At 35.8% G+C, this 23434-nt stretch carries 21 protein-coding genes, 3 tRNA genes and 1 rRNA gene; 15 read left to right on the top strand and 10 right to left on the bottom strand.

Annotation, left to right across the window (positions count from 1 at the left end; all coding sequences use genetic code 11):
• Positions 1-8 precede the first annotated feature (8 nt).
• Positions 9-125 (top strand): 5S ribosomal RNA (gene rrf, locus F5ESL0237_RS00300).
• An 11-nt stretch (positions 126-136) separates the two neighbouring features.
• Positions 137-209, top strand: a tRNA-Asn gene (locus tag F5ESL0237_RS00305).
• A 55-nt stretch (positions 210-264) separates the two neighbouring features.
• Here F5ESL0237_RS00305 and F5ESL0237_RS00310 read toward each other — a convergent pair.
• Positions 265-1191 (bottom strand): LysR family transcriptional regulator, encoded by a 927-nt coding sequence (locus F5ESL0237_RS00310; protein ID WP_122024312.1) that lies wholly within the window; start codon positions 1189-1191, stop codon positions 265-267.
• A 119-nt stretch (positions 1192-1310) separates the two neighbouring features.
• Between F5ESL0237_RS00310 and F5ESL0237_RS00315 the strand changes: the two genes are divergently transcribed.
• Complete coding sequence (locus F5ESL0237_RS00315; RefSeq protein ID WP_122024383.1) at positions 1311-3185, top strand: flavocytochrome c; 1875 nt, start codon at positions 1311-1313, stop codon at positions 3183-3185.
• A 30-nt stretch (positions 3186-3215) separates the two neighbouring features.
• Here F5ESL0237_RS00315 and F5ESL0237_RS00320 read toward each other — a convergent pair whose 3' ends face one another.
• Together F5ESL0237_RS00320 and F5ESL0237_RS00325 are read right to left on the bottom strand one after the other, a co-directional pair.
• Complete coding sequence (locus tag F5ESL0237_RS00320) at positions 3216-4046, bottom strand: triphosphoribosyl-dephospho-CoA synthase (protein WP_122024313.1); 831 nt, start codon at positions 4044-4046, stop codon at positions 3216-3218.
• Between the two features lie 20 nt (positions 4047-4066).
• Positions 4067-4981 carry a LysR family transcriptional regulator gene (locus tag F5ESL0237_RS00325; protein WP_118907216.1) on the bottom strand — a complete coding sequence of 305 codons (915 nt, stop codon included), beginning with the start codon at positions 4979-4981 and terminating at the stop codon, positions 4067-4069.
• 415 nt (positions 4982-5396) lie between these two features.
• Here F5ESL0237_RS00325 and F5ESL0237_RS00330 point away from each other — a divergent pair, with 415 nt between their 5' ends.
• The 4 genes from F5ESL0237_RS00330 to aroD are packed head-to-tail and all read left to right on the top strand — an operon-like array spanning position 5397 to position 10106.
• On the top strand, positions 5397-6593 hold the full coding sequence (locus tag F5ESL0237_RS00330; RefSeq protein ID WP_122024314.1) for an MFS transporter: 1197 nt from the start codon (positions 5397-5399) through the stop codon (positions 6591-6593).
• An 18-nt stretch (positions 6594-6611) separates the two neighbouring features.
• Complete coding sequence (locus F5ESL0237_RS00335; RefSeq protein ID WP_122024315.1) at positions 6612-8378, top strand: FAD-dependent oxidoreductase; 1767 nt, start codon at positions 6612-6614, stop codon at positions 8376-8378.
• A 39-nt stretch (positions 8379-8417) separates the two neighbouring features.
• Positions 8418-9326 carry a shikimate dehydrogenase gene (locus tag F5ESL0237_RS00340; RefSeq protein WP_122021130.1) on the top strand — a complete coding sequence of 303 codons (909 nt, stop codon included), beginning with the start codon at positions 8418-8420 and terminating at the stop codon, positions 9324-9326.
• 18 nt (positions 9327-9344) lie between these two features.
• Positions 9345-10106 carry a type I 3-dehydroquinate dehydratase gene (aroD, locus tag F5ESL0237_RS00345; RefSeq protein ID WP_122024316.1) on the top strand — a complete coding sequence of 254 codons (762 nt, stop codon included), beginning with the start codon at positions 9345-9347 and terminating at the stop codon, positions 10104-10106.
• Between the two features lie 57 nt (positions 10107-10163).
• Here the strand turns inward: aroD and F5ESL0237_RS00350 are convergent, their stop codons facing one another.
• The 5 genes from F5ESL0237_RS00350 to F5ESL0237_RS00370 form a co-directional block, all read right to left on the bottom strand.
• The gene (locus F5ESL0237_RS00350) at positions 10164-10394 is read right to left on the bottom strand and encodes a cytochrome b5 domain-containing protein (RefSeq protein ID WP_090094244.1); all 231 of its coding nucleotides are present in this window, start codon (positions 10392-10394) and stop codon (positions 10164-10166) included.
• A gap of 172 nt (positions 10395-10566) precedes the next feature.
• Positions 10567-11436: a DUF4097 family beta strand repeat-containing protein gene (locus F5ESL0237_RS00355; protein ID WP_122024317.1), complete on the bottom strand. Its 870-nt coding sequence runs from the start codon at positions 11434-11436 to the stop codon at positions 10567-10569.
• Between the two features lie 14 nt (positions 11437-11450).
• Positions 11451-12317 carry a DUF4097 family beta strand repeat-containing protein gene (locus F5ESL0237_RS00360; RefSeq protein WP_122024318.1) on the bottom strand — a complete coding sequence of 289 codons (867 nt, stop codon included), beginning with the start codon at positions 12315-12317 and terminating at the stop codon, positions 11451-11453.
• Between the two features lie 360 nt (positions 12318-12677).
• Positions 12678-12750, bottom strand: a tRNA-Lys gene (locus tag F5ESL0237_RS00365).
• Between the two features lie 147 nt (positions 12751-12897).
• Positions 12898-12970: transfer RNA gene (locus F5ESL0237_RS00370), tRNA-Lys, on the bottom strand.
• Between the two features lie 141 nt (positions 12971-13111).
• Here F5ESL0237_RS00370 and yycF point away from each other — a divergent pair.
• From yycF to F5ESL0237_RS00410, 8 genes are all read left to right on the top strand, one after another.
• A complete protein-coding gene (gene yycF, locus F5ESL0237_RS00375; protein WP_122024319.1) occupies positions 13112-13828 on the top strand; it encodes a response regulator YycF in 717 nt (238 codons plus the stop codon).
• 60 nt (positions 13829-13888) lie between these two features.
• Positions 13889-15745 carry a cell wall metabolism sensor histidine kinase WalK gene (gene walK, locus F5ESL0237_RS00380; RefSeq protein WP_090094114.1) on the top strand — a complete coding sequence of 619 codons (1857 nt, stop codon included), beginning with the start codon at positions 13889-13891 and terminating at the stop codon, positions 15743-15745.
• Positions 15735-17057: a hypothetical protein gene (locus F5ESL0237_RS00385; protein ID WP_122024320.1), complete on the top strand. Its 1323-nt coding sequence runs from the start codon at positions 15735-15737 to the stop codon at positions 17055-17057. The genes walK and F5ESL0237_RS00385 overlap by 11 nt, the downstream gene beginning before the upstream one ends.
• A gap of 1 nt (position 17058) precedes the next feature.
• Positions 17059-17877, top strand: a complete 819-nt coding sequence (locus F5ESL0237_RS00390) for a two-component system regulatory protein YycI (RefSeq protein ID WP_090094107.1) — start codon at positions 17059-17061, stop codon at positions 17875-17877.
• A 13-nt stretch (positions 17878-17890) separates the two neighbouring features.
• Positions 17891-18688 (top strand): MBL fold metallo-hydrolase, encoded by a 798-nt coding sequence (locus F5ESL0237_RS00395; RefSeq protein WP_122024321.1) that lies wholly within the window; start codon positions 17891-17893, stop codon positions 18686-18688.
• Positions 18689-18756: 68 nt separating this feature from the next.
• On the top strand, positions 18757-19941 hold the full coding sequence (locus F5ESL0237_RS00400; RefSeq protein WP_118897563.1) for a S1C family serine protease: 1185 nt from the start codon (positions 18757-18759) through the stop codon (positions 19939-19941).
• Positions 19942-20427: 486 nt separating this feature from the next.
• On the top strand, positions 20428-20907 hold the full coding sequence (rlmH, locus tag F5ESL0237_RS00405; RefSeq protein ID WP_122024322.1) for a 23S rRNA (pseudouridine(1915)-N(3))-methyltransferase RlmH: 480 nt from the start codon (positions 20428-20430) through the stop codon (positions 20905-20907).
• 258 nt (positions 20908-21165) lie between these two features.
• Positions 21166-21300, top strand: a complete 135-nt coding sequence (locus F5ESL0237_RS00410) for an IS3 family transposase (protein ID WP_158593109.1) — start codon at positions 21166-21168, stop codon at positions 21298-21300.
• Positions 21301-21371: 71 nt separating this feature from the next.
• Here the strand turns inward: F5ESL0237_RS00410 and F5ESL0237_RS00415 are convergent, their stop codons facing one another.
• Positions 21372-22025 carry an energy-coupling factor transporter transmembrane protein EcfT gene (locus F5ESL0237_RS00415; protein WP_122024323.1) on the bottom strand — a complete coding sequence of 218 codons (654 nt, stop codon included), beginning with the start codon at positions 22023-22025 and terminating at the stop codon, positions 21372-21374.
• Between the two features lie 10 nt (positions 22026-22035).
• Entirely contained in the window at positions 22036-23391 is a 1356-nt protein-coding gene (locus F5ESL0237_RS00420; protein ID WP_122024324.1) for an ATP-binding cassette domain-containing protein, read from the bottom strand.
• Positions 23392-23434 lie beyond the last annotated feature (43 nt).

Consider the following 23434-nt stretch of genomic DNA (forward strand, 5'->3'; position numbering starts at 1 on the left):
AAAAGAAGTACGGTGGCAAGAGCAAGAAGGAAACACCTGTAACCATGCCGAACACAGAAGTTAAGCTTCTTAACGCCGAGAGTAGTTGGTGGGAGACTGCCTGCGAGGGTAGGACGTTGCCGTGCTTTTTTAATATTCCGGCTTAGCTCAGTTGGTAGAGCGCTTGACTGTTAATCAAGATGTCGTCAGTTCGAGTCTGACAGCCGGAGCAAGGTTAAAAAAGAAGGTCATTAGACCTTCTTTTTTTGTTTATGAAAATTTATTTTATTTAATGCTGGGCTGTATTCTTAGTTGTGTGAATTTTGTAATTAGTTTTTTAAGACCAGGATCAAGCCTTTTCTTGTGTTTAACTGCAATAAAATACTTAATTTGAATTAAAGTGTGATCAAGTGGAAGAGGATTAATTGGAGTTCGATTCATTCTTTTGATAATACTAGCAGCTGAAATGGTTAATCCCACTCCCTTAATTGCTAAATTTGTTGCAGTTAATATACTTTTACTTTCAAGAACAATGTTTGGCTTGACGTTGAATTTATGAAATATACCATTCACTTGATGACGAATAGCGGAATTGCTAAAACTAACTACAAATGGTTGTTGCAATATTTCCTTAAGATTGTATTCATCTTGATTAAGAATAAACCGGTCTTTTTTAAAATATGATGATTGAGGTGAAATAATCACATAGTAGTTTTCTTCCCCATTAACGAAAAAATCGAGCTCAGTGTTGAGTGATTCAGGTGTTTGTCCAATGTAACAATCAATTTGCTCATTCAAAAGCTGCGTTTCGCTATTTCTAGGAAAGGTTTCAGATAATTGAATCTCAATATTTGGGTTTTCAGCCAGAAAATCGGGTAGTAATTCTGGTAATAAAAAAGTTCCGAGGCTTTCTAAGACCCCAATTCTAATTATTTCTTTTTTGGGTGAGGCGTATCGAATCAACTTTTTGGCTAAATTTTGGTTATTGGCAGTGGTTGTTTCAAGGTATTTGTAATAGATTACGCCGGCTTTAGTTAATGTAAACGGAGTAGTTTTTCGATTAATTATTTTGGTCCCTAATTTATGTTCGATGCGTTTAAGTAGTTGAGTTAAATAAGGCTGTGAGATATATAGTTCTTGGGCGGCTCGGGTAAAATTGCTTTCTTTTAGTAAAACGTCAATGTAGTGTAAGAGTATTTCTGGATCTTTCATCTGTTTCCTCCAATAACACTTTTATTATAGTCTATTTGCTAGAAAACTATTTCATTTTGTTAAATAAAGTTAGTAAAATTTAGTTATTAAAGATTTTACAGAGAGGAATTATTTCAATGATGAAGCCAGGTACATATAATGTAAAAGCAAAAGGGCATGGCTCAAGTTTTATGCCAATGAAGGTTACTCTTTCTGCGACCGCTATTGAAAATATAAGCATTGATTCTAGTGCTGAAACTAAAGGGATTGCTGATGAAGTTTTTAGGCGGCTACCCCAGCAGATTATTGCTAATCAAACACTAAATGTTGATGTGATTAGTGGTGCTACAATCTCTAGCCGCGGTGTTATCGATGGAGTTGCTCAAGCCATCGATGAGGCTGGCGGTGAGGCAAATAAATGGAAACAGCGGGCTAAACCCATTGCTAAAAGCGATAAAGATGAAGAATATAATGTAGATGTGGTTGTAATTGGTGCTGGGGGTGCTGGGCTTGCTGCAGCAACTAGAACAATCCAAAATGACCAAAAAGTGATAATTTTAGAAAAATATCCACAAATTGGTGGCAACACTGCGCGGGCTGGTGGACCTTTAAATGCGGCTGAACCAGAATGGCAGGACAAATTTAAGGCCTTAGCAGGTGAAAAAGAAAGTTTGGCAAAATTAGCTGCGCTACCAATTGATCAAATTGATTTAGAATATCGGCTTGATTTTCAAAAATTACAAAAACAGATTAATGCATACCTTGAATCGGGGGCAAATTATTTATTTGACTCCACCTTACTACATGAAATTCAAACTTACTTGGGTGGTAAGAGAATTGATTTAAATGGAAATGAAATTCATGGTAACTACGAGTTAGTCAATAAGCTTGTTAATAACGCATTCGCTTCAGTGCAATGGTTGACTAATTTAGGTGTAGAGTTTAATCGTGATGATGTAGCAATGCCTGTTGGTGCTTTGTGGCGTAGAGGCCATAAACCAGTTGAGCCAATGGGCTATGCTTTTATCAAAGTTTTGGGTGAATGGCTCAGAGATCATGGCGCGACTATTTTAACTGAAACCCGAGCAAAACATTTAATTATTGAAAATGGGCAAGTTAAAGGTGTGCTTGCCGAAAATAATGGCAAACAAGTGACTGTTCACGCACCAAAAGTCATTTTAACTTCAGGTGGGTTTGGTGCGAACACAAAGATGGTCCAAAAGTATAACACTTATTGGGCACAGATTGCTGATAATATTGCAACTACTAATTCACCAGCAATAACCGGTGATGGAATTGCTTTGGGACAAGAAGCAGGTGCTGCTTTAGTGGGTATGGGTTTTATTCAACTAATGCCAGTATCTGATCCAGAAACGGGTGAATTATTTACAGGCATTCAGACACCACCTGAAAACTTCATCATGGTTAATCAAAAAGGAGAACGTTTTGTCAATGAATTTGCAGAACGGGATACTTTGGCTAAAGCAGCAATTGCTAATGGTACTTTATTTTATTTAATTGCTGATAATAAAATCAAAGCAACAGCCTATAACACAACTGAGGAGTCTTTGGCAGCACAAGTTAAGGCTGGGACACTGTTTAAGGCCGATACTTTAGCAGAACTAGCTGAAAAAATAGGGGCAGAGCCTGCTACTTTAGTTAATACAATTAATAAATACAATTCGTATGTAGATGCCGGTTATGATCCTGAATTTAATAAGAGTGCCTTTAATTTAAAATGTGAAGTTGCCCCATTTTATGCAACACCACGTAAGCCAGCAATTCACCATACTATGGGTGGGTTGAAAATTAATTCTAAGGGGCAAGTGCTTAATCAAGATGATCAAGTTATTACTGGTCTATTTGCTGCTGGTGAAGTTGCGGGTGGTCTTCATGCTGGGAACCGCCTTGGCGGCAATTCATTAGCTGATATTTTTACTTTTGGCAGAATTGCTGCAGATACTGCTTGTAGTCAACTTATATCAGATACTACCAATAGCTCACCACAAAATTAAAAATTAATCAAAAAATAGCCAGTCTTCAGGCTATTTTTTGATTAATTGTCCTTGTTCTAAAGCTACAAAAATGGTGACGATTAATAAATCGGCACAGCCCCCCAAACTATAATTATGGTCTAAACATATTTGGCTAAGCTTGAGGAGATATTTTTTTCCTGAGACTGTAGCATAACCTCCTAGAGCAAGATAATGGTTAGCACAGCTGTGTAGCCAATTAATCACATCATAATTACCTGCGCGCTTAATAAGATTACTGTCAACCGTTACTGTAGCAATTTTCATTAAGGTATCTAGTAATCGGCACTGGAGCGTACCGGTGCTCTGCTTTAAGAAAGGCAGGGCATATTTTTTTACAATGGGATAACCTTGTTCAGCTTGTGCACGTGCGCCACCAATGCTGTATTGTTGAAATTCACGTTCACCAGCTGTTTGTAATTGGTTATTTTTTTCTAGGTCATGTTCAACTAAACCATGGCACATTCTAGCGATAGTTGTAAACAATTCAGTCTGATTTTTCTTACAATAACTTTGAGCGCAAACAAAAATACCTAGAGCAAAAATTGCCCCTTTATGGGTATTGACTCCGTTTGTAGCTGCTAGCATTTCTTCTTCAGCTAATAGACCTTCTTGTCTTAATTGAGTGAACATGGTGGAGAGGTCTGTTCCAGTGAAGGTTTGCCCAATTTGTGTAGCTTTATTGAAGTAATGCTCTAGGCTTAAGCTACTGTCAATAAAGGTATAAATATTCATATCAGGATGTGGTCCAGGATTAGCGGGATCAACTAAGCCAGGTTTAGGCAAGGTAGTGACTTCATATAAAAGAGCGCGTAGCGCATTTTGAGTGATTGAATTAGTCATAAGTTCCTTAATTGTGATTACTACTTAATTGCTAAATTGTCGACTAAAGTTTGAATTTCTTGTTTGTTACTTTTAATAAAGTCAATAAAGTCAATAATTCCAGCTGAAAAATGCTGGTTAGGATCATAAACAAGATAAACTTGCCGGATATTTTTAGGTAAATCAAGTTGAATTTGATGAATATCAAAGCCACTGAGATAAATGGTTTTGGCAACAACGCCCACAATATCGTTGGTCAGTACTTGACCAGCAATTGCCAATTCATCATGTAAACGATTGATGATATGCAAATCAGAAGCAACTGCAAGCAAAGCGTTGGTGATATCGCGACCAATTTGAATTTTAGTGGAGTAGGTCATGATGGATTCGCCTTGTAATTCACTGGGCGACATGCGGTTAATTTGAGCTAAATTATTATCGGGTGCAACAATTGCAATAATTTCTTCGGTATAAAGCGGAATATAAGTTAGGTAATTAAATTCGGGTACGTAAGAGCAGATACCGATATCATACCATCCATTTTTAATGCCCTCGCATATTTGATAAGAGGGATTATCATGATAAATAAAATGCGGGGAAATCGCACTTTCTTGTTGGTATTTTTTGGTTAAATAAGGCAAAAAGATACCAATTGCAGTAGGGATGCCAGCAATATGAATATTGCCTTGATCTTGACTAATTTTTTGAGCAATCTTTTTTTTACCATATTCCAATGAAGCTAACGTTTTGGTGACCGTGTCATAAAAAATACGGCCATATTCGGTTAACTGGACATAGCGCCCATTATGTTTGAACAGTTTGCAATGCAATTCGGTCTCTAGTTGCTTAATGGAAACTGATAAGGTGGGCTGACTGATAAAAAGATTTTCGGCAGCTTTTGTATATTGTTTTTGGTCTGCCAACTCTTGAAAATAGTAAAGTTGATTTAAATTCATGTTGAATACCTCAGAAAACTATTTTTATTTAAAGTTTGAATATTGCAACCGCTTAAAATATTAAATAAATAACTATATTTTGTCTAGCAGCTAATTAAAGTGATAGTAATATTTGTATTCATTTTTTCATCTTTATATTATAGCGAAATATTTAATTATTGCATTTTTTTATAAAAATAAAAATAAAAACTATAATCTTAACTAATTTTAGAAGTTATCGATTAACTAAAAAATTTCAATTTTAATTTTTAAAGTTGATTAAATTGTTTTGCTATCTTTATTTCCTATAGACACAATAGTTTGCCTTATTATAGCTAATACTCATACTTGTACCATAATAAATCATTATTTTTATTTAATTAAATGGGTTATATTATTGGGTAATTAATTACCAATAATTTTGAAAGGTGAAGAGATGGAAAGAAAGAATAATTATGCAGGTGTTGCCACCTCCGTTTATATGCACTTTGCGGTTGTGGGGGCGGCGACACTGTTTATTAGTCAGTATCGCCAAGTTTTAGCACAGTCATGGCATGCAACTGAAACTCAAATCTCGTTGGTGATGGCGATGGTTGGCCTCGGGCGGATTATTACTATTTTGTTTGCAGGTGCGATTTCAGATAAGATTGGTCGCAAGAAGGCCTTGTTGATTGCACTTACTAGTGATGCTATTTTTTTGTTGGGAGCAGCTTTTGCTAATAATATTTGGGTGGCTGGAATAGCGGCGATGTTTTTTGGCGCTACTAACTCTTTTGGTGATACAGCTGGTTATCCGGCTCTAGCCGATGCCTTTCCGACTAAAACGGCCACGATGAATTCTTTTGTGAAAGCAGCCATGCAGGTAATGCAGATGCTGTTTCCATTTTGTGTCAAATTGATCAGTAATCCGCGAATTACTGCTTGTATTTTAGTTGCGTTGATTTTAATTGATGTTTTTTTAACTATAAAAACAGCTTATGCACCGCAAGCGCAAGCCCAAGAGACTAAAATTGAGCAGGCAACGGCTACAATGCAAACTAGTAGCAATCAGCCAAAACTAGCAGTTGATGGATTAATGATTATTGCTTTAGGATTTACACTTTGTTTTACTTTTTATATTTTTTCCTTATATGCGCCCTATTATGGTCAATATGTACTCAACGAACCTGCTGCTAATGCTAATCAACTAGTTTCGTGGTATTCAATTGCGTCATTGATCTCGGTCTTTGTGACTTCAGTTTTAGTAACAAAAGTAAAGCGTTTGACCTTGATTATGGTTTATTCAGCTATTACTGCAGTGGGACTTTTATTCATAGTTTTGTCTCCTTCACCATTAGCGGGTGAAACTGGCGCGTTAGCAGTCGGGTTCTTCACCGCTGGTGGCGTATGGCAAGTTGGCTTATCTGTTTTGACTTCTTATTTTCCACAAAGTCATGGCAAGATCACATCATATTATAGCTTTGCCCCTGCCATGGTTTACTTTGTTGCACCATTAGTAGCAGCTTTTGTCTTAAAAGCTAATGGTACAAGTACCTTGATGGTTTTCTGGATTACGGCAATTTTTGCAATAACTTCAACTATTCTTGCCGCAATTTTGATTGTGCGCAGTAAGAATTTTGATATTGCAGATTAGTTAGAGAAAGGCAAATTTATGACTAAAATAATAAAGACCCAAGCTACTGGGCGTAATGGACAGATTGATTTTGAAATTAAGTTAACGGGTAACCATATTGATGACTTAGAGGTAACTAAAAATGTGGAAACACCTGGAATTTTTAACCAAGTTGTTGATAAATTAAAAACTCAAGTTATTAATAAGCAAAGCTTTGATGTTGATGCAATTTCGGGTGCTTCAATTATGACGCAAGCCATGCTGGATGCTGGTAAAAAGGCACTCACAGAAAATGGAGTAGATACTACAACCACTAGCAAAGCCAAAGAGCATCAAAACGTTACCCTTGATGTTGATGTAGCTGTTATTGGTTCTGGCATGGCCGGATTAATGGCTGCTTGTCGGGCCCTTTCTTTAGGTAAAAAGGTACTTGTACTTGAAAAAAATGGGTATCTTGGTGGTGCAACGATTTTGAATGGGTCCAATGTAGTGGGCACAGGATCAAAATTATCAGTTAGTATATTTGGTGAAGAAGCTAAAAGGGACACACCTGAATTACTGGTGCAAGATATTAGGCGTGAATGTCGAGGCACTAATGATGCTGGGTTATCTAATCTATTAGCTGAAAATATTGGTAAGGCAGTTGATTTTATTACCGAGTTTGCTACTTTGACCTATCAAAAAGCAGAAACGCAAACGATTGAGCATTCAGTTGACCGCCAAATTGAAATGCCAACCGCCAGTTCATATGAATTGATTACCAAGGTTGGTGAGGCCTTTACCCAAAAAGGAGGGCAAATTTTACAGGAAACTCGGGTAGAAAAGCTAAATAAGAATGAAAAAGGTGAGCTAGTTTCATTAATTGCGGAAAGTAAGTATCAGACTACTAAAGTTAACTTCAAGTCATTAGTGCTAGCAGCTGGAGGTTGGGGTGCACGTGATTATCAGGAACATAAAACTACGATACCATATTATGGTCCAATGACCTCAACTGGTGACTATTTTGATTTTGCCAAAAATATGAATTTAGTTGCACGCAATCTTGATTGGTATAAAGTTTATCCACATGGACTTGAAGTTGAACCAGGTATTGCCAAATTGACAACTTATTCCACTAAGGAAGCCAGCGATATGGGGGCAATTTTTGTTAATACTGATGGTCAGCGAATTGTGAATGAATCGGCGCCATATACCCATTTTCGTGATGCAATTGCGGCCCAAAAGGATAAGCTTGCTTTTGTAATAATGGATCAAAGAATGTGGGATAGATTCTATGAATTGTTACTCAAGTATGGTTTCACTCAAGATGAAGTGCAAGGCTTCTTTGATTTAGATGGTAAGAAGAGTCCAATTTTGGTTTCTGGTAATCTCAAAGTAGTTGCTCAAAAAGCGGGTATTAATTATGCTAATTTACAAAAGACGTTAGCAGAGTATGAAGAAGCAGTTAAAGTTGGCAAAGACTCTGAATTTGAACGTCCAGCACAATTTATGCATAAATATGAAGGCGATACTTACTACGTAATTGAACAAAAATTACGTTTTTGCACTACTTTGGGTGGATATGAGACTAACAAGCATTTACAGCTTTTGACCACTGATTTTAATCCCGTTCCTAATTTTTATGCTGCAGGTGAAATAATTGGTGGTGCCAATGGTCATGATTCAATGCCAAGTATGATGAATTCATGGAGTTATGCTTCCGGCTTTATAGCAGGAACTGAGGCTGCTGATAATGCTAATTTTAGCCAATCACATTTGGTTTCACGTGAAACAGTAAATGTGGTATCGGGTGCATCTACTAAATAAGTATAGATATTATTTTTTTAAAAGTAAGGAGCTAAAATAATGACAAATCAAATTACAGGCGTGAATGGTCCAATTACTGGTTGGCTGGATGGCCACACTTATTTAATTGGTTTAATGGCTTATCCGATTCGGCATTCAATGTCACCTACAATGCACAATAACGCTTTTGCCAAATTAGGTCTAAATTATACTTATCTCTGCTTTGAAATTGGTAACGATAAACTTGCTAGCGCAGTTGATGCTATTCGGACTTTAGATATGCGCGGTTCAAATGTATCGATGCCAAATAAAAAAGAAGTGATTAAATATCTTGATAAACTATCACCAGCTTCAGAAATGTGTGATGCTGTTAATACCATTGTTAATGATCAGGGTGTTTTGACTGGTTACACGACAGATGGTATTGGCTTTGTCCAGGCACTTAAAGCTGAAGGTATTGAAATCAAAGACAAGATAATTACTCTAACTGGAGCTGGTGGTGCTGCGACTCCGATTGCAGTTCAGTCCGCTTTGGATGGTGCTAAGGAAATAAAAATGTTCAACATTCAAGATGATAAATGGGCCCAAGCTGAAAAAAATGTGCAAACAATTCAAGAAAAGACGACTTGCAAAGTTTCATTAACCGATTTAAGCGATCAAGCTGCATTTAAACAGGCAATTGCTGAGAGTGATATTTACTGTGATGCTACGAGTGTCGGCATGAAACCGTTAGAAGATAAAACTTTGGTTTCAGATCCATCCTGGTTCCATAAAGAGATGGTCGTTTTTGATACAGTTTATGCTCCTAGAACTACTAAACTAATGGAAGTAGCTCAAGCAGCAGGGGTTGAACATGTTTTTAACGGAATTGGCATGATGATTGAACAAGGGGCCGCCTCATTTAAACTCTGGACGGGTCAAGATATGCCAACTGACTATATTCGGGAAATTATGTTTACCGATAAGTAAGAAAAGTTGAGGTAGACAATGGCAACTATTAAGATTAGAAATATTGTTTTGGGAACAGGGCTACCTAAAATTGCTGTTCCAAATGTTGGACGAACGGAAACAGAAATTTTAACTGCAGCGGAAACAATTGTTGCTGCCCAGCCAGATTTAATGGAATGGCGGCTCGATTACTATGCAGCTGGAATTGCTGACCAGGCCGCCTTAATTGCAACTGCCCAAAAATTACGACAAACGGTGGGCGACTTGCCGCTTTTAGTAACCTTTAGAACGCAAAATGAAGGTGGCGTTGCTGCATTAGCAGATGATGCTTATTTGGACTTAGTGGAATTAATTATTACCAAGCGCTTAGGCGATGCAGTTGATATAGAACTGTTTCATGATGAAGAGCGGATTAAGCAGCTCGTTTCCTTAGCCCATGATTACAATATCGTAGTAATTATGAGTAACCATGATTTTGATAAGGTACCCGCCCAAGATGTCATTGAATTTCGCCTTAAAAAGATGGCACAATTGGGGGCAGATATTCCTAAATTAGCCTGCATGCCGCATACTCCGCAGGATGTTTTAACCTTATTAGAAGCTACTCAGGTAGTGCATAAAGCAATTCCTAATCCTTTAATTACAATGGCAATGGGTGATTTGGGTAAAGTTACGCGAATTGCTGGTCAGGTTTTTGGTTCAAGCTTATCTTTTGGGGCGGTAAGTCAAACTTCGGCACCAGGACAGCTTTCACTTAAAGATTTACGCAATGCAGAAAATTATTTGGCTTTACATGACTAATTTAGCAAACAAAAAAAGGTACACAATTGTGTACCTTTTTTTGTTGTCAAATAGTAACTAAGCTTCGTAAGTACCAACTTTTTTCAAGTTGCCTAAAACACTCTTACCGTGAGGTGATTGACCAATTGCAACTGTCAAGTCTTGTCCAGCTAAATTACCATGGTGTTCGCCATCAGTCCAGTGAGCATTGCCAGTAACATCGTAAACATCGCCATCAATTGCTACATAAGCTGGATTTCCATTTTTACCATCATATTTTGCTAAAGATTCTTTTGTGAACTTTTCCATTGAAGCACACTCCTTTCAATAAATAGAATAAAACCTATCTAAAATATAACATAATCCTAAAAAGGTTAGATGTCTAATTATACGCTTTAAAAAATTTTATGGTGGTAAAACTAAACTTTTTTATTGAATGACTAACTTTTATATTTATGCCTGCAACTTTAAGCCAATTTATCTAGTTAATATTAATATCGCCATTGCCACAAGTAACTCTTAGAAGAGGTGTATGTTGCCTGACTTTAGAAAAATGACCAGAATAATTGTTATGGCGGAAGTTGATTTCATTACCAGAATGAGTTGAAAGTAAGTAACTAATCATCGGTGCCTCGCTCATTTGAAAACTACCATCATGTAAATTGAATGAACTGCTACCAAGAATTTTGGAATTGCTGATTGAAATATCGCCATCAGTAAGAGAAACAGAGGTTTTAAATTGGCTAGCAAAAATTGTTAAATCTCCATCATTGCAGTTAGAAGTGTCTGCTTTTAGGGTGGAATTTGCTACCTTAATGTCACCTTCATCTAAGGTGAAAGACGTCTTCAAGGCCTTGATATTGTTGATACTAAGGTCACCATCATCCATTTGCAGGTCAATTTCAGCGATAGTTAAGTCATTTAAACTAACGTCTCCTTCATTGACCGATCCTGAAATGTTGCTTACAGCGTTTTTATCAGGAACAGTAATTAAAAGTTTGCAATCATCGTTAGATGCTTGGTGGTCATTAGCAAGTGTCAGTTCCTGATTTGTTACTCCAATCTTGACTGCTTTAATGTTGCGACCTGTAACTTTTACTTGAAATTGGTCACCCTTAGCAATGTTAATGTCGGCTTCGTTAACCCTGATTTTAATTTTGGAAAATTTCTTCAGGTTGTTTGTTTTACTACTTACAGAATGCTTGTGCTCATGGTCACTAAAAAAGCTACTATTAGTTATTTCATGATGTACTTCTTGCATATTTTGTTTGCTATTATTAAATTTAATAATTAGTAATAAAACAAGACCAATAACTGCAATGATACCAATGATTTGATAGAACTTTTTCATTGTTAAATGTTCCTTTAATTGATTGCAATATCGCCATCGGCACTGACTACTTTAAGAAGAGGTGTGCCATTAAGCCTTTTAACTAGGTGGCTAGTGTGATAAGTATTGTCAAATTTAATGGTATCCTCTGAATCAGCTGTAAGGTCGTAACTAATTTTAGGTGCCTTGTTCATTATAAAATCACCGTCATTTAGGTTGAACGAACTATTGCCAGTAATTTTAGAATTTTTGATTAACGCATCACCATCATTTAAGGTTGCGGTAATTTTGCACTGACTGTCTGTAATTTTACAGTCGCTATCACTTAAAGCTAATTTTGCACTTGATAAAGTCGAATTGCTGACTTTAAACTCGCCATCACTTAAGATTAAATTCAATTTTTTAACGATGGTATTTTTTAAAATAGCATCACTATCATCGACTTTAATGTTTATTCTTGGAATAATTAAGTTTTTTAAAAGTAGGGTGCACGCATAACATGAACCAGATATTTCTAATAGGGAGTGGTTCTTTGGGACCCTAATTTCAACGTGATAGTTTCCATTATTATAATGGGGTTCGGGCTTGTCAAAAATGGTTAACTGGTTATCTTTAATGGAAGTTTTAATTTTACTAATATCGGCGCCATAATTGCCTATAATAGTTACTTGATATTTCTTACCAGGAATAACTTGGATGTCTGGGAGGTAGGTGTCAAGTTTGATTTTGGTAAATTTTTTAAAAACAATTGTCTTTCTTTTAGTTTGGTTGCTGAACTGGTTTGGTTTGTTAAAATGACTCATTGTTTGAGATGTTGTATGTATGTCATGGTAGATATTTAGACCGATAGCCAAAAAGAAGACGACAAGTACTAGAGCACATATTTTATAAAACTTTTTCATTTATACTAATCCTTCAGCTTGCTTAAATTGATTTGCGAGTAGTTTTTCTTGTAGTATATGCCAAAAGTAAAGTTGGCATATGTAGCGATTAAAAAGTTGGACAATAAAAATAAAACACTACCAAGACAAATGGAAATTTTCCCTGGCAATAGTGGGGAGATGTTGTCGTGTTTTTTGTTCCTAATATATAACATTTTAATTTAGATGTTTATAATTAACAAGATTAAATTAATGCCTTTTTATTAAAAAAATAATATGGGGGAATTAGCAAATTATTATTCAGATAAAAACATAGCTAGGAAAGATGAATTTTTGAGATAACAAAAAAGCACTGTTACTTACAGTGCTTTTTATTTATGATGGGTGGCCAGGGGTTCGAACCCTGGACCCACGGATTAAGAGTCCGTTGCTCTGCCAGCTGAGCTAGCCACCCATTTATTTCTGTTGACAGTTAAATATATTAGCAAGTATTTCTAGTTTTGGCAAGTCATTTTTGCAAAAAAATTAGGATAGTTAGTTATGGCGTCTTTAACCATTAACTAGCAAAAAAGCACCGCCTTCTCGCAGTGCTTCTTTTTAATGGGTGGCCAGGGGTTCGAACCCTGGACCCACGGATTAAGAGTCCGTTGCTCTGCCAGCTGAGCTAGCCACCCAAAAAATGTTATCTTAAATAACCAACAAAAATTATTATGCTATTATTTTAAATGAAATGCAAGCTTTTTTGTTAAATTTTTGTGCTTTTTTTGGCTAAATAGTTAAAAAACAGTATAATGTTAAGCAAAGGGGGGCTTTCGATGCCAAAGAAGATTCTCGTTGTCGATGACGAAAAACCAATTTCTGATATTATCAAATTTAATTTGACGAAGGAAGGCTTCGACGTCGACACTGCCTATGATGGGGAAGAAGCTATTAAAAAAGTTGATGAATATAATCCAGATTTGATGATTTTGGACTTGATGTTACCCAAAAAAGATGGTTTAGAAGTGGCACGTGAAGTTAGACAAACTCATGATTTACCGATTATTATGGTAACAGCTAAAGATACGGAAATTGATAAAGTACTCGGGCTGGAAATGGGAGCGGATGATTATGTTACTAAGCCATTTTCTAATCGTGAACTTGTAGCGCGAGTTAAAGCTAATTTACGGCGCCGTAGTATTGCTAAAAAAGTGGAAAATGATAGTGATGATACTTCAACCAAGAATATAACTATTGGTAATCTGGTGATTATGCCTGATGCCTATATTGTTGAAAAAGAAGGCAAAAAAATTGAACTCACACATCGTGAGTTTGAGTTGCTTTATTATTTAGCGCAACATATGGAACAAGTAATGACTAGGGAACATTTATTGCAAACAGTTTGGGGCTATGATTATTTTGGCGATGTTCGTACCGTTGATGTAACAGTCCATCGTTTGCGGGAAAAAATCGAGGATAATCCGATTCAGCCGCAGATTTTAGTAACTCGTCGCGGTGTTGGCTATTATGTGAAACAGCCAACAGAAGACTAATTAAAGAAAGCCTGCAGAATGATTTTTTGCGTGGCTTTCTTTTTACATATTTGGATAATTATGAATAGAATAAAAAATAAATTTAAGCATTTAACTATTTCAATTAACACTACATTAGCAACTGTTTTTATGGCAATGATTATTGCGACAATTGAGGTCATTGGGGTATATTTCACTAGACAATTAGAACAAAATAGCATTGATAATTTTCAATCGTCAATTCAAGTACTACCAATTGTAACCAATCAGTTATCACTGCAGTTAGTCAGAGATAATAAGCACACTAACAGTAACTTGAATCGTATAGTCAATGATTATAGCAACGGAATTGGTACGATTAGTGAAATTATTGTTGTTGATAATAAGGATATCATTCGGGCTGTTTCTAGGTTAAATGATAAAAATCGTATTGGACAAAGAGTCAATAACACTATTGTTAAGCAAGTAACTTCAACGGGTAGACAAGCTACAAAGGTAGTTAATGATCATGGTGACTATATGATTCAGGTGACACCTCTGAATGCAGGCAATGGTTCTACCAATATTGTGGGCGCAATTTACGTTAAAGCATCAATGCAGGGTGTTTTTAATGATTTACGAAATATTTCTTTAATGTTTTTAGTGACCTCATTAGTGGCAGCAGTAATGGGTGCTATTTTATCATTAGTAGTTTCACATGCAATTACTAAACCTATTGAGGAAATGCAAAGTCAAGCTCTAAATATTGCTGACGGAGATTATTCTAGTCAAGTAAAAATTTATTCTAATGATGAATTAGGTCAGCTAGGCCAAGCATTTAATACTTTGTCAGTTAGAATTGAACGTTCACAAGAAGAATCTGAAAGTGAGCAGCGAAGATTGGATAGCATTTTGTCACATATGAGTGATGGGGTTCTGGCAACGGACCGGCATGGTAATGTTAATGTGGTTAATCAAATGGCACTTAACTTTTTGAATACAACTGAAGAAAAAATCACCAATAAGCCAATTGCGACAATTTTAGGTTTAAAAGAATCTTCCCAAGACTTGATTGCTAATCAGAAAGGAATTGTGCTTACAGTTAACGAAGGTAGTCGTGATGAAGTTATTTTACATGCTAGTTTTTCACTAATTAAAAGAGTGACCGGTTTTGTTTCAGGTAGTGTGTGTGTGTTACACGATATTACTGAGCAACAAAAAAATGAAAACTCTCAAAAACAGTTTGTTTCAAATGTTTCCCATGAATTGCGTACCCCGCTTACAAGTATGCACGCCTATATTGAAACCTTAAATGAAGGGGCTTGGAAAGATCCCAATGTAGCTCCTAAATTTTTACAAGTTACCCAAGAAGAAACTGAACGAATGATCCGTATGATCAGTGAATTATTAAGTTTGTCCAGGATGGATCGGGGTGCAGTCAAAATCAATTTTGAGTGGGTTAATTTTAATGATTTTGTTGCCCATATCTTAGACCGCTTCGATATGATTGTAAAAAATAATCAAAAAGAGGGTAAAAAGAAATATACAATTAAGCGCCAATTAGGTACACAGGCCTTATGGGTTGAAATTGATACTGATAAAATAGCGCAAGTAATTGATAATATTATGAATAATGCCATTAAATATTCACCTAATGGTGGAGTGATTACTGCAAGTTTAACTCATGATGATCATCGCATTATTTTAAGTATTGCTGACCAAGGTTTAGGAATTCCTCGAGAAGATTTAAGTAAAATTTTTGATCGCTTTTACCGGGTTGATAAGGCACGCTCGCGTGCTCAAGGCGGGACTGGCCTAGGGCTAGCAATTGCTAAAGAAATTGTAGAGCAACATCGCGGTCAAATTTGGGCTACTAGTAGTGAAAATAGAGGCTCAACTTTTTATATTGCCTTACCTTATGAACCAATGAGCGAGGGAGATGAGTGGGATGAAGCTTAAATTTAAATTAGGCGATATATTGTTACTAATTGGAACATTAGCAGCAGTTATTTTGTCGATTATTCTGTGGATTTTTATCATGACGAATAATCAATACTTTAGCCACATTAATCAAACTAGTAATGTAACTGAGCAGTCACATAGTCGCAACCGAATTATTTCAAATCTATTTGTACCAACGAGTTCTTATGGCTTTCAGAATGGTCAATTATATAACTTATATGATGCTAAAAAGAATTTGCCGTTAGAATTTAGTAATGAACTTAAGGATGTCAAATATGGTAACATCGAAAAAATCAGCTCAAGTCGGCACAAGTATGAGCAAATGCTTAATAATTCTGCATATGTGCAATTAACTTTTCCTAATGAAGTAAGTGTAAATTTGCTTACTAAAAAGGATGTCACTAAAAATGACCAGAAATTTCGCCGTATTTTTATATCACCGAGCAATTTTTATTTTTATTTAGGTAGTGATAAGAGTACAACAATTTATCGTGTGGGATTAATTAAGGCTGACTTTTCGCGTTTACGCAGTTATGCTCGAAATGCCCATGGACGTCAGCCGGTTAAATTTGTCCGATTAAATGATAGTTATGAAGTATTTTATACCCAAACAGAACATTGGCGGGTTTATAGTTATTTAACTAATAGTCAGCCAGATTCTTACTTCGTTACCCGGCTGCTCGGTACAGCCAATGTAACTGCTCGTTCAAGTAAAAAGGGCTGGACCACTTATTCGCTGAATTACTACACAAAATTGCGAGCACCAAATACTGAACTAAAAGAAGCAGATTTTTTATATTCTCGCTATGAAAAGAGTAAAGTTATGTCTACTAATGAGCGCTTACTCGATAGTGTTGAATATGTTCATAAGTTAGGTCTAAGTGAACAAGATTTGCGTTATTTTGATTATAGTAATGGATCAATTAGTTACGCTAATTATGTTGAAGGCTTACCAGTTTTTTTGAGTAGTAAAAACCCGCAAATAACGACGCGTTTTGCGCAAGATGCAATAGAGGTTGCGTTTAATAATACTGATTTACAAATTCCAATTCCGTTTGATGGACAAACGCGAACTTTGCCTCCAAGTGAGACCGTAGTGCATAATTTAGTTAATGCGGGACTAAAGAAAACGGCAATCCAACGGGTAATTGTGGCGTATCGTGTAGAAAAAGATCATAGCCATGACAATTTAATTAATTTGATCCCAGTATATTATGTTAAAGCATATAATCAGTGGAGAAGTGCCGCAGAGTGGGAAAAATATGGCTCAAGTGGAGTTAACCAAAACCAGTTAGTGAAGGGGAATTAGGATGGATCGAAAAAGAATCGAATGGTTAATCTTAATTATATTTTTGTTAATTGATTTGTATCTTGGAATTGAAATGTGGCGCTCACCAATTAGTCTAAGCAATACGGCCGGAACGACAACTAGTATTCGGTCTGAAATGCGGGCAGATGGGATTGATATTCCATTACATATTTCGCGTAAGCAACAATCTGGTTATTATTTGGCGGCTAAAAATCGCGATTATCTTTCGCATAAAGAAAGTACTTTAACGCAAGTGACAACTCACTATTCAAAAAGTGATAACAGCCTATCTGCAACACCGCAATCGGCAATTTTACTTTCAGGTAATCGGAAAAAAATGCTTGAGCAACTAGATGATTTTAAGAACGATCCTACTTGTGTACCATATGGTAAAAATTTTAAATATGAGCCAAGTATGTCTGGCGAAAATGCTTATTGTTATGTACAAAAAACGGATTACGGTCAAGTCTATGATAATGATGCTCAATTAACAATTAATGTACGGAATAATCAAATTATCGATTATACAATTTCTTATATGGGACCAATTAGTGCAGTAAGAGAACCGCAGTTAATTATTAGTGCCTGGCATGCGGTTAAAGCAATGTATACTGATCGTGAAATTGCTAATAATTCACGCGTGTTAAAGGTTAATTTAGGATACTCGAAATTGACTGAAGTTCGGGGCAACACGATTATGTTACCCACATGGCTTATTTTAGTAGAAAATAAAACAACCAAAAATATAACTGTAAAACGAGTTAATGCATTTACTGCCCAAATTTTGCAAAGTAGCTCGTACAATGTTCAGAAAAATTAGGAAGGAAATTAATGTGCGTGTTTCTGTTTTAGCTAGCGGATCTACGGGAAATACTAGTCTAATTGAGACCAAGCAGCATAAAATATTAATGGATGCAGGCTTGTCAGGGAAAAAAACAAAGCAACTATTAAAAGATATAGGAGTTGATATCCATGACATTGATATGGTCTTTTTAAGCCATGATCATTCAGATCATAGTAAAGGATTAGGCATATTGATGCGCCGCTATCCTAAATTAGCTGCTTTTGCAAATGATGGGACATGGAAATATTTAAATGAAAGTCAAAAAATCGGTAAGCTACCAGTTGACCAGATTAATGTAATTGAATCTGGTCAAACTAAAACGTTTGGTGATCTTGATATCACAGCTTTTGCTACTAGTCATGATGCAGCTAAGCCACAATATTACGTTTTTACTAGTGGCGGCAAAAGGATTGCCTTTTTAACCGATACAGGATATGTTTCGCAGCGAGTAAAAGCGGTAATTGCTGATTGTGATGCTTACTTAATGGAATTTAATTATGATGATCTGATGCTGCGTAACGGTCCTTATTCTTGGTCATTAAAGCAAAGAATTTTGTCAGACGTTGGACACCTATCTAATCTTGATGCGGGTCAAGCGCTATTAGACGTGGTTACTAGTAGAACTAAGCATATCTTTTTGGCCCACCTAAGTCAGCACAATAATACAGCTAAATTAGCTTATGATGCAGCAAAAGAGATAATGGTTAACGGTGATGCCAATTTACCAAGTGATGTTAAAATTGTCATGACCAATGCGAGTGCACCAACAAGCTTAATACAAATTTAATTAAATTATTTATATTTGTTCAAGCTTTATTAGTATTATTTAAAACATAACTAAAGGAGAACTAAATAATGGAAAAACAAAATAGTATTTTTAAAACTGCTATTGTTGGGATAGTAGCGGGTTTAATTGGGGGAGGTGCTTCATATGTGGCACTTGACCAAATTAATAATGCTAATTATAACAATAATGCGCAAACTAGTATTAGTTCCAGTAGTGCTAAAACTTCAAAAAATAGTGCCCGAAATAGTGGGGCAATGACTCCCGCCTACAACAGTGTTAGAGGAGCGGTTGTTTCGGTAATTAATATGAAACGACAAAATACACGTAGTAATTCTTTGTTTGATATTTTTGGTGACGATAATCCTAATAAGGATAAAGGTAAGTTGCAGACTTATAGTGAGGGATCTGGGGTTATTTACACCAAGTCAGGAAATAAAGGTTATATTGTAACTAACAACCATGTTGTTTCTGGGAGTGATAAAGTTCAAGTAATGCTCTCAAATGGAAAAACAGTTAATGCCCGCATTGTTGGTACTGATGCAACAACTGATTTAGCAGTTTTGTCAATTGATGCTAGCTACGCTACACAAATTGCTGAATTTGGCGATTCTAAGAGTTTGCAGGCGGGGCAAACGGTAATAGCCGTTGGCTCACCTCTTGGTAGTGAATATGCTTCAACCGTCACCCAAGGAATAATTTCCGCACCAGCGCGAAGCATTACCACCTCTTCAGCTAATCAACAGACAGTCATTCAAACTGATGCAGCCATCAATCCAGGTAACTCTGGTGGAGCCTTGGTTAATTCTGCGGGTCAGGTTATTGGGATTAATTCAATGAAGTTATCACAATCTGGTGATGGGACATCTGTTGAAGGAATGGGTTTTGCCATTCCTTCAAATGAGGTAGTTACAATTGTTAATCAGCTAGTTAAGAAGGGTAAAATTGTACGACCACAATTAGGAGTCAAAGTTATTGCGTTACAAGGGATGCCAGCTAGCTATCGTAAACAGCTTAATATTAAGTCTAACTTAAAAGATGGAATTTACATTGCAGAAGTTACTAAAAGAGGTGCAGCTAGTGTAGCTGGTATCAAAGTTGGTGATGTTATTATTAAGGTTGACAACCAATCTATTTCAGATGTCGCTTCGTTACACAGTATTTTGTATAATCATAAAGTTGGTGATCGTGTTAGTGTAACGATTAATCGTAATGGTAATGAAATGAAGTTAAATATAAAGTTGCAGGCTGATTAAGTTCGAAAAATAAATGTATTAGTTATTAAAAGCTGTACTACACTGATTTGGATGGTAATACAGCTTTTTTGTTAATAATCAATATGCGGAACATCGTAATATTCGTCTTTTATCTTTGTCAAGTTTTAAATGGGAGCTAAAATCTTGTTGATAACTGTGGAAAACTTTGTGGATTGTGCATAAATTAGCAAAAATTTCGTATAAGCTTTGTGGAAAACTTGTGAATTGTGTGTAAATATTATAGTTTATTTTTTGGCTAATAAAGCTAAAAAAACGGTGATAGCGCCATTCTTATCTAGAAAGTTTGTAAATTTCAACTATCCATGAATAGATGTGCGTAATTTAAAAATAAAAAATAAAAAAAAAGCAGCTAACACAAGTTATGATAAAAGTTAGTCTGATAACCACAAAATGTAGATTTTGCTTGTACACAGCTGTGGACAAAGTCAGTGGAAAGAATGGGTATTTGGGGATAAAGTAAAAATTATGAAGATAAAAATTATTTGTGTGGGTAAGTTAAAAGAAAAATATTTTAAGGACGCAATTGCGGAGTATCAAAAACGACTTAATCGATTTGCTAAAATAGAATTAATCCAAGTAGCTGATGAGCAAGCGCCTGAAAAATTAAGTTTAGCTGAACAAAATCAAGTTAAGGAAATTGAAGGACAAAGGATTTTAGCTAAAATTAAAAATAAAGAATATGTGTATGTTACAGCGATTAAGGGTAAGGAACGTAGTAGTGAAGAATTTGCTTTAGAATTAGAAAAACTGGGGACTTATGGTCATTCAGATCTTACTTTCGTAATTGGTGGTAGTCTGGGCACTAGTTCTGCTGTAAATCAGCGGGCAGATGATTTACTTAGCTTCGGCAAATTAACTTTACCGCATCAATTGATGCGGGTGGTGCTAATCGAACAAATTTATCGCGGTTTTATGATTAATAATGGTAGTCCTTACCATAAATAAGAAGATAATAAAAAACAATCAACTATGAAGTGCCCCCAAATTTGGGGGTTATTTTTATGGCTAAATTATCTAAGTAAGATAAAATTACAAGCTATCGGCTTTGCCATGAATATTAAATTGTTCCTCCTGAATTAAGTTGGCGTTATCAGGTTAGATCTAATATTGATTACTTGCTGGCGTTTCTTGCACGTCACGGCCTAACTATTTTGGCTTAACTTTACACTATTTATAGTAATGACTTTAACCCTCAAGTGGGTAATGTTTTACGGCTTTGAAAAGCAAGTTAAAAATCTTAATGAACTAGAAGATGCAATCAGAGACTACATTGAGTATTACAACCAGAAAAGAATTAAAAGCAAACTAAAAGGACCAACTCCGATTAAATACCGGTAATTAGTCCTCAGTTAATAATTAATAAAGCGACCTAATTTTGGGTTCGCATCATCTATATGGCTATTTTTTATTTAATTGAAAGTAAGTAGTGCAAGGTTAACAAATAATAGAGTAATACCGCTATATATCCAATCACTTATTTTTATTGGAATTGCCACGATCGTTGTCCGTGGCGCATCTTCAACATAGCCATGTGACTCCATTGCTTGGGCTAAATTTTCGGCTGAATTGAGGGCAATTAAGATTGCTTTGAAGTAGAGTGTAGGTGACCAAAAACTTAAATAAACTCCCCGCATCATTGCAGCGGTTTGGACTTTTTTAATTGCTTGTTTCATTTGGGGAACAAGATTAAGTGCTGCTAAAATGCCGTATGCGAATTTACTTGGTAGATGAAAATTTTGTTCAAAGCAACGAGCAAATTCTGTGGTCGTAGTTCCAATAAAAACGCAGTAGATGGTCAGAGTGTAGACATAAATTCTACTAGCTAAACAAAGAGCGTTCTGTAAATTGGGTTCAGGTGTAAACCAGTACAGAGTAGCAAAGATGGTCGCTGCTGCTACTAATGGTAAAAGTAATGTTAAAAGTAAATTTTTGATTTTGACATGATTAAAAAGTAAATAAACTACTGCTATTCCAATAATGATTAAATTTGTAGGTAAGCTGGTTGTCAATGATATCTCTAAAGAAACTATTACTGCTAAAAAGAACTTAAAACCAGGATTCAATGCGAGCACCTCATTTCGTTACATAGGTTAATTGTTGGTTTTTAAAAACAAGATGATAATCACACCACTCCGCAATGTTAGTAAGGTCGTGGGTAATAATTACTAATGTTTGCCCTTGTCGAGCTTGGTTCTCCTTTAATAAATTTATGATTTGTTTAGCAGAATGATCATCTAAGCCACTTAGCGGTTCATCAAGTAAGAGCACAGCTTGACTAGCAATGATCATCAATAAAATTTGCAATTTCTTTTGTTGACCACCAGAAAGGGAATAGACAGCTTGATCTAATGTTTGATCTAATTCCAAGGCAATTAAAGCTTTATTAATTTCTGGGTCAGTAAAGAAATGGTTGTTAGGACTTTTTTTACTCAAGTTAAGCTCATCTGCAACTGAAATATTAATAAATTGGTCACTAGCTTTTTGGAAAACTTGCCCAACTTGCCACAAATATTTACGCGCGGATAGTTGGCTAATTTCATGGTCATAATAAGTCAAGCTACCATCGTAGGATAACATTTTACTAAGGGCATTAAAAAGTGAAGTTTTACCAATGCCATTAGCTCCCGTAATGAGGGTGGTTTTACCAGCCATAATTTGTAAGTGCTTTTGGTTTAAAAGTAATCGATTTTCACTAATTTTTGTATTAGTTAAAGTAAAACAGGGTTGCTCACTTTGAGGGAGAGCAAAATGATAATTTTTTTTATCTTTATTTTTTTGCAATAAGTTATCTTTGGCTGCTGCACTTAGCTTAGTGATTACTTTTTTTTGAAATTGAAATATATTGTCACAAATATTTTGATAATTGCTTAAAAGATGATCACTAATGAGAATAGTTTTCCCTTGTTTTTTTAAAGCTGCTAATTTGTTAATTAAAAAGTGCCGAGTATCTGGGTCACAACTGGCAAATGGCTCATCAAGTAAATAAAGATCTACATCCATTGCTACTAGAACAGCTAGTGCGACTCGTTGCTGTTCACCACCAGACATTGTATTAATTTTTTGATCAAGTAGATGGTCAATCTGGGTAAATTTAACGGCCAATTTAAGACGCTGGGCATATTGTTCACGGTCAACTTGGAGGTTTTCTAAAGCGAAGATAATTTCTTCTCGCGGAGTAGACATTGTAAATTGTTCACTAGCATTTTGGAACAGCATCGCAGCTCGTAAGCCATTTAAATCAACTTCCCCAGTGAGTTGACCAGCATATTTGGGATAAAGTGCTGCAAGTATTTTTAGTAGGGTAGATTTGCCGCAGCCTGAAGGTCCTACTAATAATGAAAATTCTTTTGTAGGTATGGTTAAACTAAGGTTATCTAAAATTTTATTCTGCAGGTCATATGTAAAAGTTAAATTTTTAATAGTAATCAATTTTATTTCCTAAGTATAAAAAAAGTCATCATGGCTTCATACC

It is taken from the genome of Lactobacillus sp. ESL0237, from assembly GCF_003692985.1.
Taxonomy (GTDB): domain Bacteria; phylum Bacillota; class Bacilli; order Lactobacillales; family Lactobacillaceae; genus Lactobacillus; species Lactobacillus bombicola.